This window comes from Bradyrhizobium sp. CFUWI (assembly GCF_056429085.1).
On sequence record NZ_JBWJZE010000005.1, the window covers coordinates 436,089 to 456,997 of the forward strand.

Consider the following 20,909-nt stretch of genomic DNA (forward strand, 5'->3'; position numbering starts at 1 on the left):
TGGCGAATAGGAATTTTCACTCGCCATTCGCTACTCGCCATTCGCCCCCTTAAACGAGCTAGTCCCCCACGGGAGGTCACCATGAACATGAACATCATGAACGTCGACTACTCGACCAAGATTCCGAACAACGTGAATCTCGCCGAAGACCGTCAGGTGCTGAAAGCGCTGGAAGGCTGGCATCCCGGCTACATGGACTGGTGGAGCGACATGGGGCCGGAGGGCTTCCAGGAATCGCTGGTTTACTTGCGCACGGCGTACTCCGTCGATCCGCGCGGCTGGGCCAAGTTCGACTATGTGCGCATGCCCGAATATCGCTGGGGCATCCTGCTTGCGCCGCAGGAAGAGAACCGCGTCGTGCCGTTCGGCGAGCATTATGGCGAGCCGGCCTGGCAGGAAGTCCCGGGCGAGCATCGCGCCATGCTGCGCCGCCTGATCGTGATCCAGGGCGATACCGAGCCGGCTTCGGTCGAGCAGCAGCGCCATCTCGGCAAGACCGCGCCCTCGCTCTACGACATGCGCAATCTGTTCCAGGTCAATGTCGAGGAAGGTCGTCACCTCTGGGCGATGGTCTACCTGCTGCAGAAATATTTCGGCCGCGACGGCCGCGAGGAAGCCGATGATCTCCTGCGCCGCCGCTCCGGCGATGCCGACGCGCCGCGCATGCTGGGCGCCTTCAACGAGGCGACGCCGGACTGGCTGTCCTTCTTCATGTTCACCTACTTCACCGACCGCGACGGCAAGATGCAGCTGCACTCGCTGGCGCAGTCCGGTTTCGATCCGCTGTCGCGCACCTGCCGCTTCATGCTGACCGAGGAAGCGCACCACATGTTCGTCGGCGAGACCGGCATCACCCGCGTCGTGCAGCGCACCTGCGATGCGATGAAGGCCGCCGGCATCACCGATCCCACCGACATCGCCAAGGTGCGCGCGCTCGGGGTGATCGACCTGCCGACCATCCAGAAGAAGCTGAACCTGCACTACACGCTGTCGCTCGACCTGTTCGGCTCGGAGGTCTCGACCAACGCGGCCAACGCCTTCAACGCCGGCATCAAGGGCCGCTATCACGAAACCCAGATCGAGGACGATCACCAGCTCAAGAATTCCACCTATCCGGTGCTCAAGCTGATCAACGGCGAGATCAAGCTGGTCGACGAGCCCGCGCTGACCGCGCTCAACATGCGGCTGCGCGACGATTACAGCCAGGATTGTGTCAAGGGCATGCTGCGCTGGAACAAGGTGATCTCGACCGCGGGCTATGATTTTCAGCTCAAGCTGCCCAACGTCGCCTTCCACCGCCACATCGGCGAGTTCAAGGACGTGCACGCCACGCCCGACGGCATCTTGATCGACGACGCCACCTGGGCCAGGCGCAAGGACGAATGGCTGCCCTCAGCCAACGACGGCGACTTCATCACCTCGCTGATGCAGCCCGTCACCGAGACCGGCAAGTACGCCTCCTGGATCTCGCCGCCGAAGGTCGGCATCGACAACAAGCCGGGCGATTTCGAGTACGTGAAGATCGAGTCGTAAAGAAAGTTGGCGAATGGTGAATGGCGAGTAGCGAATGGGCGAGCGTCTATTCGCCATTCGCTACTCGCCATTCGCGCTTCTCATCCCGCAATCTCCAGGCCCGCATTCGCGTACACCACGCCGCCGTCGACGGCGATGGTGTTGCCGACCACGTAGTCGCCCGCGCGCGAGGCGAGATAGATCGCCACACCTGCCATGTCCTCGTCGCTTCCGATGCGCCGCGACGGGATGCGCTGTGCGACCTCGTCGGCGTGGTCGCGCGCGGCCCGGTTCATGTCGGACTTGAAGGCGCCCGGCGCGATCGCGGTGACGTTGATGTTGTCCTTGATCAGCTTGGTCGCCAGGCGCCGCGTCAGGTGGATCACCGCGGCCTTGCTGGCGGCGTAGGAATAGGTCTCGCCCGGGTTGACGAAGATGCCGTCGACCGAGGCGATGTTGATCACCTTGGCCGGACGTTCTGCGCTTGCGGCCGCGCGCAGCGGTTTCGCCAGCGCCTTGGTCAGGAAGAACAGCGACTTGACGTTGAGGTCCATCACCTTGTCCCAGCCGCTTTCGGGGAATTCGTCGAACTCCGCGCCCCAGGCGGCGCCGGCATTGTTGACGAGGATGTCGAGCTTCGGCTCCAGCTTGATGATCTCGCCGGCGAGCCTGTCGCAGCCTTCGACGGTGGAGATGTCGATCGGCAGCGCGATGCATTCGCCGTCATATTGCGCGGTGAGCTCCCTGGCGGTCGCCTCGCACGGCCCCGCCTTGCGCGCGGTGATGTAGACCTTTGCGGCGCCGGCGCTGAGAAATCCCGCCGCGATCATCTTGCCGATGCCGCGCGAGCCGCCGGTCACCAGCGCGACGCGGCCTTTGAGCGAGAACAGGTCGTTGAACATGGTGCCTCCCTTGGTTGGCGCTGTTTTGGGCGGGGCGGGAAGGGGAGTCAATCTCCGCTAGCGGAGCGCAGCTACGCCGCCGCGATCCGGCGGAAGCCGTTCCACATTGCGGTCGCAGCGCCCGAGGTCAGCACCGGCAGGATTCGCGCGTCCTGGTAATTGCCGTTGAGCGAGACGCGCGGCAGCGCCGTCATCTGGCCGGCATTCTCGGCAAACAGCATGCCGGGCCGCGTCGTCACCGCGGTCTTGAAGCCGGCCGTCGCAGCCAGGCCGAATTCGCGCACGCCAGCGGCCTCGCGGTCGCCATAGGGATAGGCGAGGTGCAGCACGGGGCACTCGAGCGCCTGCTCGATCCGCGCCCGGCTCACGGCCAGCTCCTGCGCGGCGATGTCTTCCGCCAGCTTGGCAAGGTTGCAATGGCTGACGCTATGCGCGCCGATCGTGACCAGCGGATCGGCGGCAAATGTCTTCAGCTCGGGCCAGGACAGGCAGAGGTTGCGGCACAGCGCCGCCATGTCGACGTCGTACGCCGTGCAGAGAGCCTCGATCTCCCGCGCCAGGTCATGTTCGCCCGGCAGCGCGCGCAGCCAGTCGTGCAGGCGGTCGAACGCGGCCTGCTTGGCCGCCGGCGTCGTCGCATCGAGCCGCAGCGCGGAATGGCCGATTCTGACGTCGACCTGCTCGGCCTTGGCGACCACGGCCTCCAGCGCCGTCCACCACAGCCGTCCCGTGCCTTCGGCAAAATCGCTTGCGACATAGACCGTCAGCGGCGCGTCAAATTCGCGCAGCACCGGCAGCGCGTGGTCCAGATTGTCGCGGTAGCCGTCGTCGAAGGTGAAGGCGGCGAAGCGGCGGTCGAAGCGGCCCTGCACCAGCCGCTCATGCAGCTCGTCCATGGTGACGATGTCGATGTCGCTCGCGCGCAAATGGCACAGCGTCGCGCGCAGGAATTCGGGGGTGACCTCGAGATGCCGGTTCGGCTGGAACGCGGCCTCGCGGGCCGGCCGCACGTGGTGCAGCATGAAAATGGCACCGACGCCCGACAAGAGCGGGCGCAGCAGATGGTGTGCCCCGCTGAAATAGAGTGCTCCCAGCCCGGCGCGGATGACGTTGTTACGCAGTTGTTTCATGACCCGTCGGCGGACTCTGGCATTCCGTCTTCAACTTACGGAAGAACCCTTGAAGAAAAAGTTATTCCGATTGTCCAGGCCATGCCTTCGGAAGGGCGCCATTTCCGGTTTGACAGCCTGCCAAGGGTTTGTTTTGTCTCCGGTTCCAGAGTTCGGGTCGTCGAATGCAGAAGCTTTTCAGGTGGGCCGGCAAATGGTGGCCGGGGCTGATTCCCCTGGCCGTCATGTGGGGATTTGCGGCCTGGAATAACACCTTACCGGTGGAGGCCGACCTGTCGGCCCGCAGCTCGGCGGCGCTGAAGGGGACCGTTCTGGACAAGACCCGGATCGCGGTCGACGGCCGCGACGTCAGCCTGGTCGCGGACGCGTTCTCCGAGGAGGGGCGCCGCGACGCCGTGACGGCGGTCGAGACCGTTCCGGGCGTGCGCCTGGTCGACGACCGGACCCGGCTTGTTCCCGAAGCCCAACCGTTCGTCTGGAACGCCGAGCGCGACGTGGTGCGGGTGACGCTGTCGGGCTCCGCGCCGCTGCCGTCGATCAAGGGCCGGCTGACCGAGGCGGCCCGCAAGGAGATCGGCGGGGCCGAGGTGGCCGACCAGATGGGGCTGGCGCGCGGTGCGCCGCCGCGGTTCGAAGCCGCCGCGATGCTGCTGCTCGACCAGATCGGCAAGCTGAAGGACGGCAAGATCACGATCACGGATACCAAGGTCAATCTGTCGGGCATGGCGCGCGAGCTCGGCGGCCGCGAGGCGATCGCAGCCGCGCTGAAGAACCTGCCGGAGGGCTTTTCGGTCGCCGCCAACGACGTCAAGGCCCCGCCCTACATCTTCCAGGCCTACAAGGATCCGGTCGCGGCGACCGTGACGCTGACCGGCTACGTCCCCGACAACAATGTGCATGCGGCGATCGCCACCAGCGCCGGGCGAAAGTTCTTCACCGAGAAGGTGGTCGACAATCTCAAGGCCAGCCTCGGCGCCCCCGGCTCCTTCAACACGGCCGTGGTCGCCGCGCTCGGCGCGCTGTCGCGGCTGTCGACCGGCACGCTCGTCGTGTCTGATCGCGAGGTGAAGCTGTCGGGCGATGCGCTCTACGAGGGGGCCGCCAACGAGATCCGTGCAGGGCTCGGCAAGGACTTCCCGAAGAACTGGCAGTACAAGCCGGAGATCACCGTGAAGCCTGCGCCAGGGCCGGTCGACGGCACCGTGTGCCAGCAATTGTTCACGGACCTGCTGGCCAAGGGCAAGATCCGCTTCACGCCCAAGCGTGCCGACATCGATCCGGATTCCGCCGGCATCCTCGATCATCTGATCGAGACGGCGCTGCGTTGCCCTGCCGTGAATATCGAGGTTGCCGGGCATACCGATGCCGACGGCGAGGACGGCTTCAACCGGGCCCTCTCCGAGAAGCGCGCGCAGGCGGTGATTGACTATCTGGTCAGGGCCGGCCTGCCCGCGAGCCGCTTCACCGCGGTTGGCCATGGCAGCACGCAGCCCGTCGCCGGCAACGATACCGACGACGGCAAGGCGCAGAACCGCCGCATCGAATTTCTGGTGAGGTGACGATGCCCTATCTCGTCTCGTTCCATCTGGGTTGGCTGATCGGCTCGGTGCTGCTGGGCTTCTGCATGGGCTGGATCTCGGTGGTCCAGCGCGGCAACGGCACCTCGAAGGTGACCGCGCGCTGGCTCGCCGCGCTCGCCGCCGCGCTGGTCGCGGCCTCGTTCGCCCATGTGGTCCCCGGCCGCTTCGGCTATTGGCTCGACCTCGGCCTGATCATGTTCGCCTGCTACCTCGTCGGCTGCACCATCGGCGCCTGGCTGCGCGACCGCGTGGTCGCGCGCAGCATGCGGGCCGGCTGAGGCTCCGCCACCAAGCTCCCCATTATCCCGACACGGGTCACCGAGCGGAGGAAATCTCAGCGCTTGACAATAATACGTACGTACGTATTATTCCCTCATGCCCAAGCCCTCGCTCAAAGACGCCATCCTCGACGCCGGCCTCAAGGTCATGTTCCGGACCGGCTATCACGGCACCAGCGTGCGCGATGTCACCGCCGCGGCGGGCGCGCCACAGGGGTCCTTCACCAATCATTTCCGCTCCAAGGAAGCGTTCGCCTCGGAGGTGCTCGATCGCTATTTCGAGATCACGAAGGGATTGGTCGCGGAGGCCCTCGAAGACGGCTCGCTGACCCCGCGGGCGCGGCTCAAGCGCTATCTCGACATCATCACCGGACGGCTCGAAGCCGACGGCTACGGACGCGGCTGCCTGATCGGCGATCTCAGTCTGGAAGCGGCCGGCAGCAGCGAGATGCTGCGCGCCCGCCTTGCTGAAATATTTGCCGAGTGGCGCATGCCCTTCGCCGCCTGCATCCGCGAGGCACAGGAAAGCGGCGAGATCGACTCCGAATTCGCGCCTGAGGAGCTTGCCGACTTCCTGCTCGCGTCCTGGCAGGGCGCGATCCTGCGCATGAAGGTCGACCGCACGCCCCAGGCGCTCGAGCGCTTCAAGACCATTGCATTCAAGACTGTCTTCAAGGAGCCGACATGAGCCAGCAAGCCGAGATTCAGATCCGCAGCGCCGCCGTGCTGGGAAGCACGATGGCCTATCGCGAGACGGGCGCGCAGGACGCGCCGGTCGCGCTCTTCCTTCACGGCAATCCGACCTCGTCGCACATCTGGCGAAACATCCTGCCGTTGGTGGCGCCGGTGGCGCATTGCATTGCGCCCGATCTCATCGGCTTCGGCCGCTCCGGCAAGCCCGACATCGCCTACCGCTTCGTCGACCATGTGCGTTATCTCGACGCGCTGATCGAACAGCTCGGCATTTCCTCCGCCTATCTCGTTGCGCAGGACTGGGGCACGGCGCTTGCGTTTCATCTGGCGGCGCGCCGGCCGGCGTTGGTGCGCGGCCTTGCCTTCATGGAATTCATCCGGCCGATGCCGACCTGGCAGGATTTCCACCAGGTCGAAGCTGCGCGCGAGACGTTCCGCAAATTCAGGACGCCGGGCGAGGGGGAGGCCATGATCCTGGAGGCGAACGCCTTCGTCGAACGCGTATTGCCGGCGGGCATCCTGCGCAGTTTGAGCGAAGGCGAGATGGCGCCATATCGCACGCCCTTTCCCACCCCGGCGAGCCGCCGTCCGGTTCTGGCATTCCCGCGTGAACTGCCGATCGCCGGCGAGCCCGCCGATGTCTATCAGGCGCTGCAATCGGCTCACGCCTCGCTGAAGGCGTCCTCATATCCGAAGCTGCTGTTCGCGGGCGATCCGGGCGCGGTCGTTACGCCCGAGTTCGCCGCGACGTTCGCGGCCTCGCTCCAGCACTGCGCGCTCGTCCGCCTCGGCCCCGGTAGGCACTACCTCCAGGAGGATCATTCCGACGCGATCGGCCGTTCCCTGGCCGGCTGGATCGCCGGCATCGAAGCTGTGCGCCGGCAGCTTGCGGCCTGACGGAGGGCGGGATGTCGGAGGTGACCATCATCTATTGCCGGCCGTGCGGCTACGAGAAGCGCGCCAAAGAGGTGGCTGCAGCGCTGCGCCGACAGCTGGGGCTGGACGCCGATCTCGTCCCCGGTAAGGGCGGTATTTTCCAGGTCAAGCTCGGCGACCGGATTGTCGCCAGCCGCAGCAAAGGCCATTTTCCTGACGGCGACGACATCGTCGCTGCCGTCAACCCCGCGCGGGAATGAGCCGGGAGGGTTTTCGCAATGGCGATCGTCTGGGTTGACGATCTCGCCGGGACCGACTGGGACGAGCTGTCCGAGCTCTATCGGATCGCCCCGCTCGGCAACAAGACGCCGGCCGACCTTGCGCTGGTATTCGGCAACAGCATGTTTCGCGCCTTCGCCATGGAGGACGGCCGCATCGTCGGAGCGGGGCGCGTGCTGGCCGACGGCCGCGACTGCGCCTATCTCTGCGATATTGCCGTCCACCCGGACCGCCAGGGGCAGGGTCTTGGCCGCGACATCATCGAACGTCTGCTTGTGCGTTGCCGCGGCCATCGCAAGATCATCCTCTATGCCGTGCCCGGCAAGGAAGGGTTTTACGAGCGCCTGGGCTTCAGGCGGATGACCACCGCCATGGCGATCTTCGACGATCAGGCCGGCGCCTATCGCCGCGGCTATCTGACCGCGCCTTGAGGGCAGGTCACGGCCCCGCGACCTTCCGGCGCATCGGGACAATTCGCGAACGATGCCCAGGATGCCCCTCTTTCAACAGGCGGGCGCCGTCCATAGATTGACGTCGGCTTAAGGCGTGACGGAACATTGTGCGGCCGAAATCATCAAAACTTCATGGCGTCTGCGCAGGATTGCCAAGGAGATTCGCCTCAAGCTTGCCGCCGAAGGCGCCAAACCCTGCATCAGGAGCCAAGACCCTGCCTAAAATATTGAAGGCACGTGTTTTTGTTCGAATTGGCGAATTCCACTCCGGCTCAAAACGCGCTAGTGGAGAGGCAGGGGGCATGCGCGATGCCGGAGCCGGCGGCGAGGGGTCGTCGCGTGCCTGTGCGCCGTCCGTCTGTCCGCCGGCCGTTCTGGCCGCTGAAGCGTTGTTCGAGGTCTAGATGCTGGAAGCCATACGCAGGGCGACGTCGTTTCTGCGCGAGAAGCAAATCCTGCATAAGCTTGGCGTTGTGATCAGCGTCGCGGTCATCGGCATCGCTTGCTATGTGCTCTACCACATGCTGCGCGGCATCGACTTCAACGAGGTCCTCGAGGCGATCAAGAGCACCGAGCCGAGCCAGATTGCGATGGCGGCGCTGTTCGTCGCCGCGGGCTATTTCACCCTGACCTTCTACGACCTGTTCGCCGTGCGCGCGATCGGCCGTCCCAATGTGCCCTATCGCATCAACGCGCTCGCCGCCTTCACCAGCTATTCGATCGGCCACAATGTCGGCGCCTCCGTCTTCACCGGCGGCGCGGTGCGCTATCGCATCTATTCGGCCTATGGGCTGAACGCGATCGACGTCGCCAAGATCTGCTTTCTCGCCGGCCTGACCTTCTGGCTCGGCAATGCCGCCGTGCTCGGCCTCGGCATCGCCTATCATCCCGAGGCCGCCGCCTCGATCGATCAGCTGCCGCCGTGGCTGAACCGGACGCTGGCGCTGATGATCATCGCAAGCCTGGTCGGTTACGTGGCCTGGGTCTGGACCCAGCCGCGCGTGGTCGGCCGCGGGCCCTGGACCGTGGTGCTGCCGGGCGGCCCGCTGACGCTGCTCCAGATCGCGATCGGCATCATCGATCTCGGTTTCTGTGCGCTGGCGATGTACGTGCTGGTCCCGGACGAGCCCAATCTCGGCTTCGTGGTGGTCGCGGTGATCTTCGTGTCGGCGACGCTGCTCGGCTTCGCCAGCCATTCGCCCGGCGGGCTCGGCGTGTTCGACGCCGCCATGCTGGTCGGCCTCTGGCAGATGGACCGCGAGGAGCTTCTGGGCGGCATGTTGCTGTTCCGCGTCCTCTATTATCTGTCCCCCTTTGTCATCTCTGTAATCTTGCTGACGTTTCGCGAAGTTATCATCGGCGCGCGATCTAAGCGCTTGCAGCAGGCGGCGCTCAAGCTCGACCCCGGCCCGGCACGCGAAGCCGCCTATGTCAGAGAGCGTAGCGACAGCGGCGCCTGACGGCGCCAAGCTTTGAGACAAGCCCCCAGGAGAAGTCCGCCCCGATGGCGATCGACGCCCCATCTTCTCCCTCCGCCCAGCCCTGGTCCGACCGGCTGCGGCACTCGACGATCATCCTGATCGCTGCGGCGCTGGCGCTGGCCGTCATCGTCTCGCTTGGTGAATTGGCGGCGCTGCCCGCCGCGATCGTATTCCTCTGCATCGCCGCCGCTGCGCTGATCCCGTGGCGCCTGCACGATCCCGCCGCTTCGCGTGACGACGTCGGGCGCATCAATCCGGTCGAGAGCGCGGCGGTGGCTGCGGTGGTGGCCGGCATGCCGGATCCGGCGGTGCTGCTCGACCGCGCCGGCCGCGTCATCCACCTCAATGCCGCCGCCGCCCAGCTCGCGCCGGCGCTGCGCAGGAACGAGCTCGCCCAGTTCGCGCTGCGCTCGCCGGAGATCATCACGGCGCTGCGCGAGGCGATCGCGACCACCGAGCCGCGGCGCGCGACCTATCTCGATCACGTCCCGGTCGATCGCTGGATGGAACTCATGATCACGCCGGTGCCGGTGCCGACCAGCTTCGGCGGCGCCGACAAATGCATGCTGATGACCTTCCACGACCAGACTCCGCTGCGCCGGGTCGAGGAGATGCGCGCCGACTTCGTCGCCAATGCCAGCCACGAGCTGCGCACGCCGCTGGCCGCGCTATCGGGCTTCATCGACACGCTGCAGGGGCAGGCCAAGGACGATCCCAAGGCGCGCGAGCGCTTCCTCGGCATCATGCACAACCAGGCCACCCGCATGGCGCGCCTGATCGACGATCTGTTGTCGCTGTCGCGGGTCGAGCTGTCGGCCCATGTCCGGCCCGACACCCTGGTCGACCTCTTGCCGATCATCCGCCAGGTCGCCGACGGGCTCGAGCCGCTGGCGCGCGAGCGCCAGGTCGAGGTCGAGATCCATTTGCCGGATAGCCCGGTGATGATCGCCGGCGACCGCGAGGAGCTGCTCCGCCTGTTCGAGAACCTGATCGAGAACGCCCTCAAATACGGCGCCTCCGGCGGACGCGTCATCGTGTCGCTGACCTCGGCCGCCGCCCCTGACGGAACACAGGAAATCCGGATCATGGTCCGCGATTTCGGCCCCGGCATCGCACCCGAGCACCTGCCGCGGCTGACCGAGCGGTTCTACCGCGTGGACGTCGGCGACAGTCGCTCGCAGGGCGGCACCGGCCTCGGATTATCGCTGGTGAAACATATTCTTAACCGCCATCGCGGCCGGCTCCTGATCGAAAGCGTGCCCAAGCAGGGCGCCACTTTCACCGCCTGTTTTCCCCAAATCAGGACTTCCGAGGCGACCTGAAATCCAAGCAATATCAATTGCTTGCCATTGTCATCCGACTGTCACGAAACCTTCGTAAAAGCACAGCCGACCGCTCCTAAACGGGCGGCGCGGGGAGCGCGATCGGGCGCGGATTGCGCTTCGCTCCCCTGTATGGAGACCAGCATGAATTTCCTCAAGACGATGGTCGCTGCCGGCTTGGTCGCCGCATCGACGACGGTGGCGCTTGCCGCCGACATCACGGGCGCCGGCGCGACGTTCCCGTTCCCGATCTATTCGAAGTGGGCTGACGCCTACAAAAAGGAAACCGGCAACGGTCTGAACTACCAGTCGATCGGCTCCGGCGGCGGCATCAAGCAGATCCAGGCCAAGACCGTGACCTTCGGCGCCACCGATGCGCCGCTCAAGGCCGAGCAGCTCGAGAAGGACGGCCTCGTGCAATGGCCGATGGTGATGGGCGCCATCGTCCCCGTCGTCAATCTCGAGGGCGTGAAGCCGGGCGAACTGCTGTTCGACGGCCAGACGCTGGCCAATATCTATCTCGGCAAGATCACCAAGTGGGACGACGCCGCGATCAAGAAGCTCAATCCGAACCTGAAGCTGCCGTCGGACGCGATCACCGTGGTCCGCCGTTCGGACGGCTCGGGCACCACCTTCAACTTCACCAACTACCTCTCCAAGGCCAGCGCGGATTGGAAGAGCAAGGTCGGCGAGGGCACCGCGGTCGAGTGGCCGGTCGGCGTCGGCGCCAAGGGCAACGAAGGCGTGTCGGGCAATATCGGCCAGACCAAGAACTCGATCGGCTATGTCGAATACGCCTATGCCAAGCAGAACAAGCTGACCTACGCCGGCCTCGTCAACAAGGCGGGCAAGCCGGTGCAGCCGACCGTCGAAGCCTTCCAGGCGGCCGCCTCCAACGCCGACTGGGCCAAGGCGCCCGGCTATTACGTCATCCTGACCGAGCAGCCGGGCGAGAAGTCCTGGCCGATCACGGCGGCGACCTTCATCCTCATGCATAAGGATGCCACCGACAAGGCGGCCTCGCAGGAAGCCATCAAGTTCTTCCGCTGGGCCTTCAAGAACGGCGGCAAGGCGGCCGAGGAGCTCGACTACATCCCGATGCCGGACAGCGTCGTCCAGCAGATCGAGAAGACCTGGGCTGCCGAGATCAAGAGCTGAGACCCTCGTGTCCCGGACGCGCTGCAGCGTGAAACGCTGCTGCGCGGAGCCGGGACCCAAAAGAGCTGGCCCCCCGGATCAGCGTCGCGATACTTCGCGCCGCATCCGGGGCCCGGGACCAAACCGGCAAGAACAAGTATAATCAGTACAGGGGATCGGCGTGGCAGAAATGGCCGTTCAGAGCGATGTGATCGACGACGCCGGACCGTATGACCGCGCCAAGGCCTTGAGCGCGTTCAAGCTCGGCGACGTTACCTTCTACTGGATCACGCGGTTGTCCGCGATCTCGGTGCTGCTCATTCTCGGCGGCATCATCATCTCGCTGATCGTCGGCGCGTTCCCGGCGATCAAGGAATACGGCCTCTCCTTCCTGTGGACGCAGCGCTGGGCGCCGTCGGCCGATCCGCCCGTGCTCGGCGCGCTCGGACCGATGTACGGCACGCTCGTCACCTCCTTCATCGCGATGCTGATCGCCATTCCCGTCGGCCTCGGCATCGCCATCTTCCTGACCGAGCTCTGCCCGCAATGGCTGCGCCGCCCGATCGGCATGGCGGTCGAGCTGCTCGCCGGCATCCCATCGATCATCTACGGCATGTGGGGCTTCTTCGTGCTTGGCCCGTTCCTCGCCAACACCTTCCAGCCCTTCATGATCAGGGTCTTCGACGGCGTCCCGGTGCTGGGCGCGATCTTCGCGGGTCCCCCGTCCTATCTCAGCCTGTTCAACGCCGCGCTGATCCTCGCCATCATGGTGCTGCCCTTCATCACCTCGATCTCGGTCGACGTGTTCAAGACGGTGCCGCCGGTCCTGAAGGAAGCGGCCTACGGCGTCGGCTGCACCACCTGGGAAGTCGTCCGCAGCGTGGTGATCCCCTACACCCGCGTCGGCATCATCGGCGGCGTCATGCTGGCGCTGGGCCGCGCGCTCGGCGAGACCATGGCGGTGACCTTCATCATCGGCAACTCGTTCCGGATCTCCTCCTCGATCTTCGCCCCGGGCACCACGATCTCGGCGGCGATCGCGTCCGAGTTCGCCGAGAGCGACGGCCTGCATCAGTCCGGCCTGATCCTGCTCGGCCTGCTGCTGTTCGTGCTGACATTCTTCGTGCTCGCGGCCGCGCGGCTGATGCTGATGCGGCTGGAAACCAAGGCCGGGAAGTGAAGCCATGAACCCGATCTATGCACGCCGCCGCCGCTGGGACATCGTCATCCGCGGCCTCTGCATCGCCGCCGCCGCCTTCGGCGTCACCTGGCTCGCGCTGATCCTGGTCACGCTGCTCTACAACGGCATCAGCGGCCTGAACCTGGAGCTATTCACCGCGGACACGCCGCCTCCGGGCTCGACCGACGGCGGCCTGCGCAATGCCATCGTCGGCTCGATCATCATGACCGCGATCGGCGTCGGCATCGGCGCGCCGCTCGGCCTGTTCGCCGGTACCTACCTCGCCGAGTACGGCCGCAACGACAAGCTGACCTCGGTGATCCGCTTCATCAACGACATCCTGCTCTCGGCGCCTTCCATCATCATCGGCCTGTTCATCTACGGCGCGGTGGTGGTGCCGATGCGGGGCTTCTCGGCGATCGCGGGCGCGCTGGCGCTCGCCGTGATCGTGATCCCGGTCGTGGTGCGCACCACGGAGGACATGCTGCTGCTGGTGCCGAACCCGCTGCGTGAAGCCGCCAGCGCACTCGGCCTGCCGCGCTCGCTGGTGATCAAGCGCATCGCCTACCGCGCGGCCCGCTCCGGCCTCATCACCGGCGTGCTGCTCGCCACCGCCCGCGTCGCCGGCGAGACCGCGCCGCTGCTGTTCACCGCGCTGTCCAACCAGTTCTTCAGCCTCGGCCTGGACAAGACGATGGCCAACCTGCCGGTGACCATCAACAACTTCGTGCAGAGCCCCTACGCCTATTGGAAGCAGCTCGCCTGGAGCGGCGCGCTGCTGATCACCCTGACTGTGCTTGCCCTGAATATTGGCGCCCGCATCCTTGGTGCCGAGAGGACCGCAAAATGAGTGAAATGTCTGTTTCCGTCAGCGCGCCGAGCGTTCATCCCGGCTCGCAGCCGCTGCCTGAGGCGCCTGCCAAGGTCACCGCGCGCAACCTGAATTTCTACTACGGTGAGCACCACGCGCTGAAGAACATCAATCTGGCGCTCGGCACCAACCGCGTCACGGCCTTCATCGGCCCGTCCGGCTGCGGCAAGTCGACCCTGCTGCGCATCTTCAACCGGATGTACGACCTCTATCCGGGGCAGCGCGCCACCGGCCAGCTGCTGCTCGACCACACCAACATCCTCGATCCCAAGCTCGACCTCAACCTGCTGCGTGCCCGGGTCGGCATGGTGTTCCAGAAGCCGACCCCGTTCCCGATGACGATCTACGAGAACATCGCCTTCGGCATCCGCCTCTACGAGAAGATCTCGAAGTCCGAGATGGACGACCGCGTCGAGAAGGCGCTGCGCGGCGGCGCGCTGTGGAACGAGGTCAAGGACAAGCTCAACGCCTCCGGCCTGTCGCTCTCCGGCGGCCAGCAGCAGCGCCTCTGCATCGCCCGCACCGTCGCGGTGCGGCCCGAGGTGATCCTGTTCGACGAGCCCTGCTCGGCGCTCGACCCGATCTCGACCGCCAAGGTCGAGGAGCTGATCCAGGAATTGTCCGAGAACTACACGATCGCGATCGTCACCCACAACATGCAGCAGGCGGCGCGCGTCTCCGACAAGACCGCCTTCATGTATCTCGGCGAGCTGATCGAGTTCGACGACACCAGCAAGATCTTCACGTCGCCGACCGACCGGCGGACGCAGGACTACATCACCGGCCGGTTCGGCTGAGGAGACGCAATATGGGTACTGAACATACCGCAAAGGCCTTCGACACCGACCTCCAGGAGCTCACCCGCCTGGTCGCCGAGATGGGCGGGATCGCCGAGCGCATGATCGTCGATTCCGTCGATGCGCTGATCCGCCGCGACGTCGCGCTCGGCCAGCGCGTCGTCGCCATCGACGCCGATCTCGACGCGCTGCAGAAGCGCATCGAGGAGCGCGCCGTGCTCACCATCGCCCGCCGCCAGCCGATGGCGGTGGACCTGCGCGAGATCGTCGGCGCCATGCGGGTTGCGACCGATCTCGAGCGCATCGGCGACCTCGCCAAGAACATGGGCAAGCGCGTCGCCGCGCTGGAGACCGACTTCCATCCGCTCAAGCTGTTCCGCGGCCTGGAGCACATGACCGACCTGGTGCAGCAGCAGGTCAAGTCGGTGCTCGACGCCTATGCCGCGCACGATCTGCCGGCGGCGATGGCGGTGTGGAAGGGCGACGAGGAAGTCGACGCGATCTGCACCTCGTTGTTCCGCGAGCTCCTCACCTACATGATGGAGGATCCGCGCAACATCTCGTTCTGCATCCATCTGATGTTCTGCGCCAAGAACATCGAGCGCATCGGCGACCACGCCACCAACATCGCCGAGACCGTGTTTTACATGATCGAGGGCCAGGCGATCACCGACAAGCGGCCGAAGGGCGACATGACGAACTTCGCCACGACGATCCCGAATACCTAAGGAGCGACGACACCATGGGCGCACGCATTATGGTGGTTGAGGACGAGGAAGCTCTCACCGAGCTGCTGCGTTACAACCTCGAAGGCGACGGCTATGACGTCGAGACGGTGATGCGCGGCGACGACGCCGACACCCGCCTCAAGGAGCACATTCCCGATCTGATCGTGCTCGATTGGATGCTGCCGGGCCTCTCCGGCATCGAGCTGTGCCGGCGCCTGCGCACCCGGCCCGAGACCAAGCAGCTGCCCATCATCATGCTCACCGCGCGCGGCGAGGAGAGCGAGCGGGTGCGGGGTCTTGCGACCGGCGCCGACGATTACATCGTCAAGCCGTTCTCGGTGCCGGAGCTGCTGGCGCGCGTGAAGGGCCTCTTGCGCCGCGCCAGTCCCGAGCGGCTCGCCACCGTGCTCGCCTATGGCGACATCGAGCTCGACCGTGACAAGCGCCGCGTCGCGCGCTCGGGCCGCCCGATCGATCTCGGCCCGACCGAATATCGCCTGCTGGAGTTCTTCCTGGAGCATCCCGGCCGGGTGTTCTCGCGTGAGCAGCTGCTCGACAGCGTCTGGGGCCGCGACATCTACATCGACGAGCGCACCGTCGACGTCCATATCGGCCGCCTGCGCAAGCTGCTCAATCTCGGCCGCGAGCAGGATCCGATCCGCACCGTCCGCGGCGCCGGCTACGCACTGGACGATCGCTTCGCCAAGGCGGAGCAGGCGTCGGGTTAGCAGGCGTTGGGTGTAGCGGCTGTAGCTGCACTCTCCGTGTCGTCCCGGACAAGCGTCAGCGCAGATCCGGGACCCATCACCACAGGACGTGGTTTGGCGAAGACTCGGAGTCACCATCTCGCGCAACAATTGCGCCCTGTGGTTATGGATCCCCGCGTTCGCGGGGATGACACCGAGTCATTGGAGCCGTCATCGTGTGACGGCTGCAGTCTAGGCGATCAGTTAATTCCGCGAGCTCACCGCGTGGGCTTCGCCGGTGCGCGGCGGCGATCGGCCGCCGGCTGATACGCCACGCGCGAGTGCTGGGCGCAATAGGGCAGGCCGGACAGCGCCTTGCCGCCGCAGAAGAAGAAATCCGGGCTCGAGGGATCGCCGACCGGCCAGTGGCAGGTCGCCTCGTTCAATTCGAGCAGCGACAGCCGCTGGCTCATCGGCACCACGTTGTCGTAGGTGACGGGTTCGGCTTCGATCTCGACCTCGAAGGCCTGCGCCAGCGCGGTGTTGCCGCGCGCGATGGGGCGGGTCACCCGCATCATGTGCTGGGCGGGACGCGCCTTGCGCGGCCGGGGCGCGGCCGACGAAGGGCTCTTGGCGCGGCCGGACAGGCCGAGCCTGTGCACTTTGCCGATCACGGCATTGCGGGTCACATTGCCGAGCTCTGCTGCGATCTGGCTGGCCGAAAGTCCGGCCTCCCAGAGCTTTTTCAGCTGCTCGACGCGATCGTCGGACCAGGTCAAAACCGTCATTGCACCCTTTCCCTCGCTGCGCGGCTGCCATCCTGGGGCCCTCGCAACGATTGTCTAAGCCTTCAAAAACCCGTGCCGCCAGAATCCCTTAAGGCTCGCCGGGCGCGCTCAAGACGCCCGAACGTTTACGCCGGTACATGAGGACTTAAGGGATCAGAACTGCTGCACGAGATGTCGTATCTGACAGTCCAAACGCTACAATATGGCGTGACTCCCGCGCAAGAGTCCGCCGACTCGCGTCCACATGTTCCGTGGTGAAAAACCCGCAAAATCGGCACCGCAAGACTACGGATTCAGCGTTTCGCGGGGCTTTCCGGGCGGCATTGACACCCGTTTCACCAGGCCTAAGATGGTCGCGCGTGCCGCCCTTAAAAGGCGGCACGTTTCGTTTTCCGGGCCGGTCAATGGTGCGTTGCGCAAAGCACGCCTCACACCGTCCGCAACATCAAGTGGCCGTCATGACTAACAGCGCAGCCCCGCATTTGCTCCCCGTTTTCGCCAGGGCCAACCTCGGTTTCGAACGCGGCGAAGGCTGCTGGCTGATCGCGACCAATGGCGATCGCTATCTCGATTTCACCTCGGGCGTAGCCGTCAATGCGCTCGGCCATTGCCACCCGCATCTGATCAAGGCGTTGCAGGAGCAGGCGACGAAGCTGTGGCACATGTCGAACCTGTTCCAGAGTCCGGACGGCGAGAAGCTCGCCGCGCGCCTGTGCAACGAGAGTTTTGCCGACTTCGTGTTCTTCTGCAATTCCGGCGCCGAGGCGCTGGAGGGCGTGATCAAGCTGGTGCGCCATCATCACTTCTCCAAAGGGCATCCGGAACGCTACCGCATCATCACGTTCGAAGGCGCCTTCCACGGCCGCACGCTGGCGACGCTCGCTGCGACAGGCTCTGCAAAATATCTCGAAGGGTTCGGTCCGCCGATGGACGGCTTCGACCAGGTGCCGCATGGCGACCTCGATGCCGTCAAGAAGGCGATCGGCCCCGACACCGCCGGTATCCTGATCGAGCCGATCCAGGGCGAGGGCGGCGTGCGTTCGGCACCGCCCGCTTTCCTCAAGGCGTTGCGCCAGCTCTGCGACGAGAAGGGCCTGCTGCTCGCCTTCGACGAGGTGCAGACCGGCATGGGCCGTGCCGGCGATCTGTTCGCGTATCGGCGCACCGGCGTCACGCCTGACGTGATGTCGCTGGCGAAGGCGCTCGGCGGCGGCTTCCCGATCGGCGCCGTGCTGGCGAGCGCGGATGCGGCGGCCGGCATGGGCCCCGGCTCGCACGGCTCGACCTTCGGCGGCAATCCGCTGGCGATTTCCGCGGCCAACGCCGTGCTCGACGTCATGCTCAAGCCCGGCTTCTTCGACCACGTGCAGAAGATGTCGCTGCTGCTCAAGCAGAAGCTCGCCTCCGTGATCGACCGTCACCCCGACATCGTCAACGAGGTGCGCGGCGAGGGCCTCCTGATCGGCATCAAGGCCGTCGTGCCCTCGGGCGATCTGGTGGCCGCCTTGCGCGACGAAAAGCTCCTGACCGTCGGGGCCGGCGACAACGTCGTGCGCTTCCTGCCGCCTTTGATCGTCACCGAGGCCGAGATCGAGGACAGCGTCGGGCGGCTGGAGCGTGCCTGCACCGCATTGGCGGCCGGCCAGAGCAAGCGGGCGGCAAGCTGATGAGCAAGTCTCCCACCAAGACGCCGAAGCACTTCCTCGACATCAACGAGCTGCCCTTGTCGGAGCTCAAGCGCATGCTCGCCGCATCAAGCGCCATGAAGGCGAAGCAGAAGGCGCAGCAGCCGGTGCGGCCGCTCGAAGGCAAGACGCTGGCGATGATTTTCGAGCGTCCCTCGACGCGGACCCGGGTGTCGTTCGACGTCGGCATGCGCCAGCTCGGCGGCGAGGCGATCATGCTCACCGGCGCCGAGATGCAGCTCGGCCGCGGCGAGACCATCGCCGACACCGCGCGCGTGCTGTCGCGCTATGTCGACGCCATCATGATCCGCATCCTCAATCACGATGCGTTGCTGGAGCTTGCGGCCAACGCCACCGTGCCCGTGATCAACGGCCTGACGCGGCGCTCGCATCCCTGCCAGGTGATGGCCGACCTCATGACCTACGAGGAGCATCGCGGCCCGATCGAGGGCAAGACGGTGGCCTGGACCGGCGACGACAACAACGTTCTGGCGTCCTGGGCGCACGCCGCCGAGCGCTTCAAGTTCCAGCTCAACGTCGCAACACCTCCGGAGCTCGCGCCGAAAAAGGCGATGCGCGACTGGGTCAAGGCGACGGGCGCGCCGATCGTGCTCGGCACCGATCCGGAAGCCGCCGTGCGCGGCGCCGATTGCGTCGTCACCGACACCTGGGTGTCGATGGGCGACAAGGAAGGCGAGCATCGCCACAACGTGCTCAAGCCCTACCAGGTCAACGGCAAGCTGATGTCACTTGCCAAGCCCGATGCGCTGTTCATGCATTGCCTGCCTGCCCATCGCGGCGAGGAGGTCACCGACGAGGTGATCGACGGCCCGCAATCGGTCGTGTTCGACGAGGCCGAGAACCGCCTGCACGCGCAAAAGGGCATCTTGGCCTGGTGCTTCGACGCGGTGAAATAACCGCGCTGGCGGTCCGGCTGCCGCCTCATACGCAAGTGTCGTCCCTGCGAACGCATTGCGAACGCAGGGACCCATACCGCGGAATCGTTCTTGTGGCAGGCTGGGCGACGCCAACAGTCTTCGCCAAATCGCAGCCTGTGGTTATGGATCCCGGGCTCGCGCTTCGCGCGCCCCCGGACGACATCGAATTTGAGGCGGCTTGCCACCGCTCAACCCGCACCCGGAACATGCCACCTCCGCGCCCCTTCCATTTCCCACCTCCGACCCCAGATAGAGCGCCATGGTTTTCCAATCTCCTGACATGAAGACCGGGTCCGAAGGCCCGGTTCGCGCGCCATCCGCAGTTCCGATCGATGACGCCGTGCTGCCCTACGAGGTCGATGCACTCGACGTGCGTGGGCGCCTGGTGCGGCTTGGTCCGGCGCTCGACGACATCCTGACCAAGCACGATTATCCCGCGCCCGTCGGCAAGCTGCTCGGCGAGGCCATCGTGCTGACGACGCTGCTCGGCTCGGCGCTGAAATTCGAGGGGCGCTTCATCCTCCAGGCCCAGACCGACGGTCCGGTGTCGTTCCTGGTGGTGGACTACCAGGCGCCGGATCGCCTGCGCGCCTATGCCCGCTTCGATGCCGCGCGTCTCGGCGACGCCAGGGATTCCGGCGCGCTGCTCGGCCGCGGTCATCTCGCCATGACCATCGACCAGGGCCCCGACATGAGCCGCTACCAGGGCCTGGTCGCGCTCGACGGCGGCAGCCTGGAAGACGCCGCCCACGAATATTTCCTGCGCTCCGAGCAGATCCCGACCAAGGTGCGTCTCGCGGTCGGCGAGGAGTGGCGCTCCAACGACGGCGGCAAGCATCGCTGGCGTGCCGGCGGCATGCTGATGCAGTTTCTGCCGAAGGCGCCGGAGCGCGCGCGGCAGGCGGACTTGCATCCCGGCGATGCCCCTGATGGCGTCGAGGTGCATGCCATCACCGAGGACGATGCCTGGGTCGAGGCGCGTTCGCTGATCGAGACGGTCGAGGACGTCGAGCTGATCGATCCCGAGCTCTCCGGCGAGCGGCTGCTGTTCCGCCTGTTCCACGAGCGCGGCGTGCGCGTGTTCAATCCGCTGGTTCTCAAGGCGCAGTGCTCCTGCTCGCGCGATGCGGTTGCCGCGATGCTCAAGAGCTTCTCGCCCGACGACCGCGCCGCCATGGTCAAAGACGACAAGGTGGTCGTGACCTGCGAGTTCTGCAGCTCGGTCTACCAGTTCACGCCGCACGAGGCGGGCGTGGAAAATGCGTAGCGAGCTCTGGTAGGGTGGGCAAAGGCGCAAAGCGCCGTGCCCACGATCTCTCGATGACGGCAGCTCAGCTCCTGTAGCCCGGATGAGCGGAGCGATATCCGGGGCCGCCCGCCTGCATCCCGTGCTGTCCCGGATGTCGCTCCGCTCATCCGGGCTACGGCACCCCTTGCTGTGTCGCCCTCTGTCAATCCATCCAAGCAAAAATATTCCACTTTACCGAAATTCGGTTTTGGCGTATGTGTCGGCCATCCCGGCTCATCCAGGAGGGGCGATCTTGCGGTCGTCAATTTCGCGAGCCGGGCTTGCGGTGGACGCGGCAGCGTCGGC

General features: G+C 65.7%; 21 protein-coding genes. 18 read left to right on the forward strand and 3 right to left on the reverse strand.

From position 1 onward, the window contains the following. Positions 1 to 81 precede the first annotated feature (81 nt). Positions 82 to 1,533, forward strand: a complete 1,452-nt coding sequence (boxB, locus tag AC066S_RS14555; RefSeq protein ID WP_126257244.1) for a benzoyl-CoA 2,3-epoxidase subunit BoxB — start codon at positions 82 to 84, stop codon at positions 1,531 to 1,533. A gap of 80 nt (positions 1,534 to 1,613) precedes the next feature. Here boxB and AC066S_RS14560 read toward each other — a convergent pair whose 3' ends face one another. Next, positions 1,614 to 2,414: an SDR family oxidoreductase gene (locus tag AC066S_RS14560; RefSeq protein WP_126257245.1), complete on the reverse strand. Its 801-nt coding sequence runs from the start codon at positions 2,412 to 2,414 to the stop codon at positions 1,614 to 1,616. A gap of 71 nt (positions 2,415 to 2,485) precedes the next feature. After that, positions 2,486 to 3,544 carry a polysaccharide deacetylase family protein gene (locus AC066S_RS14565; RefSeq protein ID WP_478270013.1) on the reverse strand — a complete coding sequence of 353 codons (1,059 nt, stop codon included), beginning with the start codon at positions 3,542 to 3,544 and terminating at the stop codon, positions 2,486 to 2,488. Positions 3,545 to 3,708: 164 nt separating this feature from the next. Here AC066S_RS14565 and AC066S_RS14570 point away from each other — a divergent pair, with 164 nt between their 5' ends. From AC066S_RS14570 to phoB, 14 genes are all read left to right on the forward strand, one after another. Further along, on the forward strand, positions 3,709 to 5,103 hold the full coding sequence (locus AC066S_RS14570) for an OmpA family protein (protein WP_478270014.1): 1,395 nt from the start codon (positions 3,709 to 3,711) through the stop codon (positions 5,101 to 5,103). Between the two features lie 2 nt (positions 5,104 to 5,105). After that, positions 5,106 to 5,402, forward strand: coding sequence for a hypothetical protein (locus AC066S_RS14575; protein WP_167771919.1), 297 nt, complete (start codon positions 5,106 to 5,108; stop codon positions 5,400 to 5,402). Positions 5,403 to 5,499: 97 nt separating this feature from the next. Further along, positions 5,500 to 6,090, forward strand: a complete 591-nt coding sequence (locus tag AC066S_RS14580) for a TetR/AcrR family transcriptional regulator (RefSeq protein WP_135168960.1) — start codon at positions 5,500 to 5,502, stop codon at positions 6,088 to 6,090. Then, entirely contained in the window at positions 6,087 to 6,992 is a 906-nt protein-coding gene (locus AC066S_RS14585; RefSeq protein WP_478270015.1) for a haloalkane dehalogenase, read from the forward strand. The genes AC066S_RS14580 and AC066S_RS14585 overlap by 4 nt, the downstream gene beginning before the upstream one ends. An 11-nt stretch (positions 6,993 to 7,003) precedes the next feature. After that, a complete protein-coding gene (locus AC066S_RS14590) occupies positions 7,004 to 7,231 on the forward strand; it encodes a SelT/SelW/SelH family protein (RefSeq protein WP_478270016.1) in 228 nt (75 codons plus the stop codon). A gap of 18 nt (positions 7,232 to 7,249) precedes the next feature. Then, the gene (locus AC066S_RS14595; protein WP_478270017.1) at positions 7,250 to 7,681 is read left to right on the forward strand and encodes a GNAT family N-acetyltransferase; all 432 of its coding nucleotides are present in this window, start codon (positions 7,250 to 7,252) and stop codon (positions 7,679 to 7,681) included. Positions 7,682 to 8,106: 425 nt separating this feature from the next. Next, complete coding sequence (locus AC066S_RS14600) at positions 8,107 to 9,162, forward strand: lysylphosphatidylglycerol synthase domain-containing protein (protein WP_126257253.1); 1,056 nt, start codon at positions 8,107 to 8,109, stop codon at positions 9,160 to 9,162. Positions 9,163 to 9,206: 44 nt separating this feature from the next. After that, entirely contained in the window at positions 9,207 to 10,505 is a 1,299-nt protein-coding gene (locus tag AC066S_RS14605) for an ATP-binding protein (RefSeq protein ID WP_478270018.1), read from the forward strand. A gap of 144 nt (positions 10,506 to 10,649) precedes the next feature. After that, on the forward strand, positions 10,650 to 11,663 hold the full coding sequence (gene pstS, locus AC066S_RS14610) for a phosphate ABC transporter substrate-binding protein PstS (protein WP_126257255.1): 1,014 nt from the start codon (positions 10,650 to 10,652) through the stop codon (positions 11,661 to 11,663). Positions 11,664 to 11,832: 169 nt separating this feature from the next. Further along, on the forward strand, positions 11,833 to 12,822 hold the full coding sequence (gene pstC, locus AC066S_RS14615) for a phosphate ABC transporter permease subunit PstC (RefSeq protein ID WP_164718557.1): 990 nt from the start codon (positions 11,833 to 11,835) through the stop codon (positions 12,820 to 12,822). Between the two features lie 4 nt (positions 12,823 to 12,826). Further along, the gene (gene pstA, locus AC066S_RS14620) at positions 12,827 to 13,672 is read left to right on the forward strand and encodes a phosphate ABC transporter permease PstA (protein WP_126257257.1); all 846 of its coding nucleotides are present in this window, start codon (positions 12,827 to 12,829) and stop codon (positions 13,670 to 13,672) included. Further along, positions 13,669 to 14,490 (forward strand): phosphate ABC transporter ATP-binding protein PstB, encoded by an 822-nt coding sequence (gene pstB / locus AC066S_RS14625; RefSeq protein ID WP_126257258.1) that lies wholly within the window; start codon positions 13,669 to 13,671, stop codon positions 14,488 to 14,490. The genes pstA and pstB overlap by 4 nt, the downstream gene beginning before the upstream one ends. Positions 14,491 to 14,501: 11 nt before the next feature. Beyond that, positions 14,502 to 15,218, forward strand: a complete 717-nt coding sequence (gene phoU / locus AC066S_RS14630; RefSeq protein WP_028138971.1) for a phosphate signaling complex protein PhoU — start codon at positions 14,502 to 14,504, stop codon at positions 15,216 to 15,218. A gap of 14 nt (positions 15,219 to 15,232) precedes the next feature. Further along, entirely contained in the window at positions 15,233 to 15,946 is a 714-nt protein-coding gene (phoB, locus tag AC066S_RS14635; RefSeq protein WP_126257259.1) for a phosphate regulon transcriptional regulator PhoB, read from the forward strand. 236 nt (positions 15,947 to 16,182) lie between these two features. Here phoB and AC066S_RS14640 read toward each other — a convergent pair whose 3' ends face one another. Then, positions 16,183 to 16,692 (reverse strand): GcrA family cell cycle regulator, encoded by a 510-nt coding sequence (locus tag AC066S_RS14640; protein ID WP_126257260.1) that lies wholly within the window; start codon positions 16,690 to 16,692, stop codon positions 16,183 to 16,185. Positions 16,693 to 17,150: 458 nt separating this feature from the next. On the opposite strand from AC066S_RS14640, the gene AC066S_RS14645 reads away from it, so the two are divergent. The 3 genes from AC066S_RS14645 to AC066S_RS14655 all read left to right on the forward strand — a co-directional run bounded on the left by AC066S_RS14645 (position 17,151) and on the right by AC066S_RS14655 (position 20,582). After that, positions 17,151 to 18,359, forward strand: a complete 1,209-nt coding sequence (locus AC066S_RS14645; RefSeq protein ID WP_164718549.1) for an aspartate aminotransferase family protein — start codon at positions 17,151 to 17,153, stop codon at positions 18,357 to 18,359. Continuing rightward, entirely contained in the window at positions 18,359 to 19,294 is a 936-nt protein-coding gene (gene argF / locus AC066S_RS14650; protein WP_135163341.1) for an ornithine carbamoyltransferase, read from the forward strand. Before AC066S_RS14645 ends, argF begins: the two co-directional genes overlap by 1 nt. Before the next feature lie 280 nt (positions 19,295 to 19,574). Beyond that, positions 19,575 to 20,582, forward strand: a complete 1,008-nt coding sequence (locus AC066S_RS14655) for an Hsp33 family molecular chaperone (RefSeq protein ID WP_478270019.1) — start codon at positions 19,575 to 19,577, stop codon at positions 20,580 to 20,582. Positions 20,583 to 20,909: the final 327 nt, after the last annotated feature.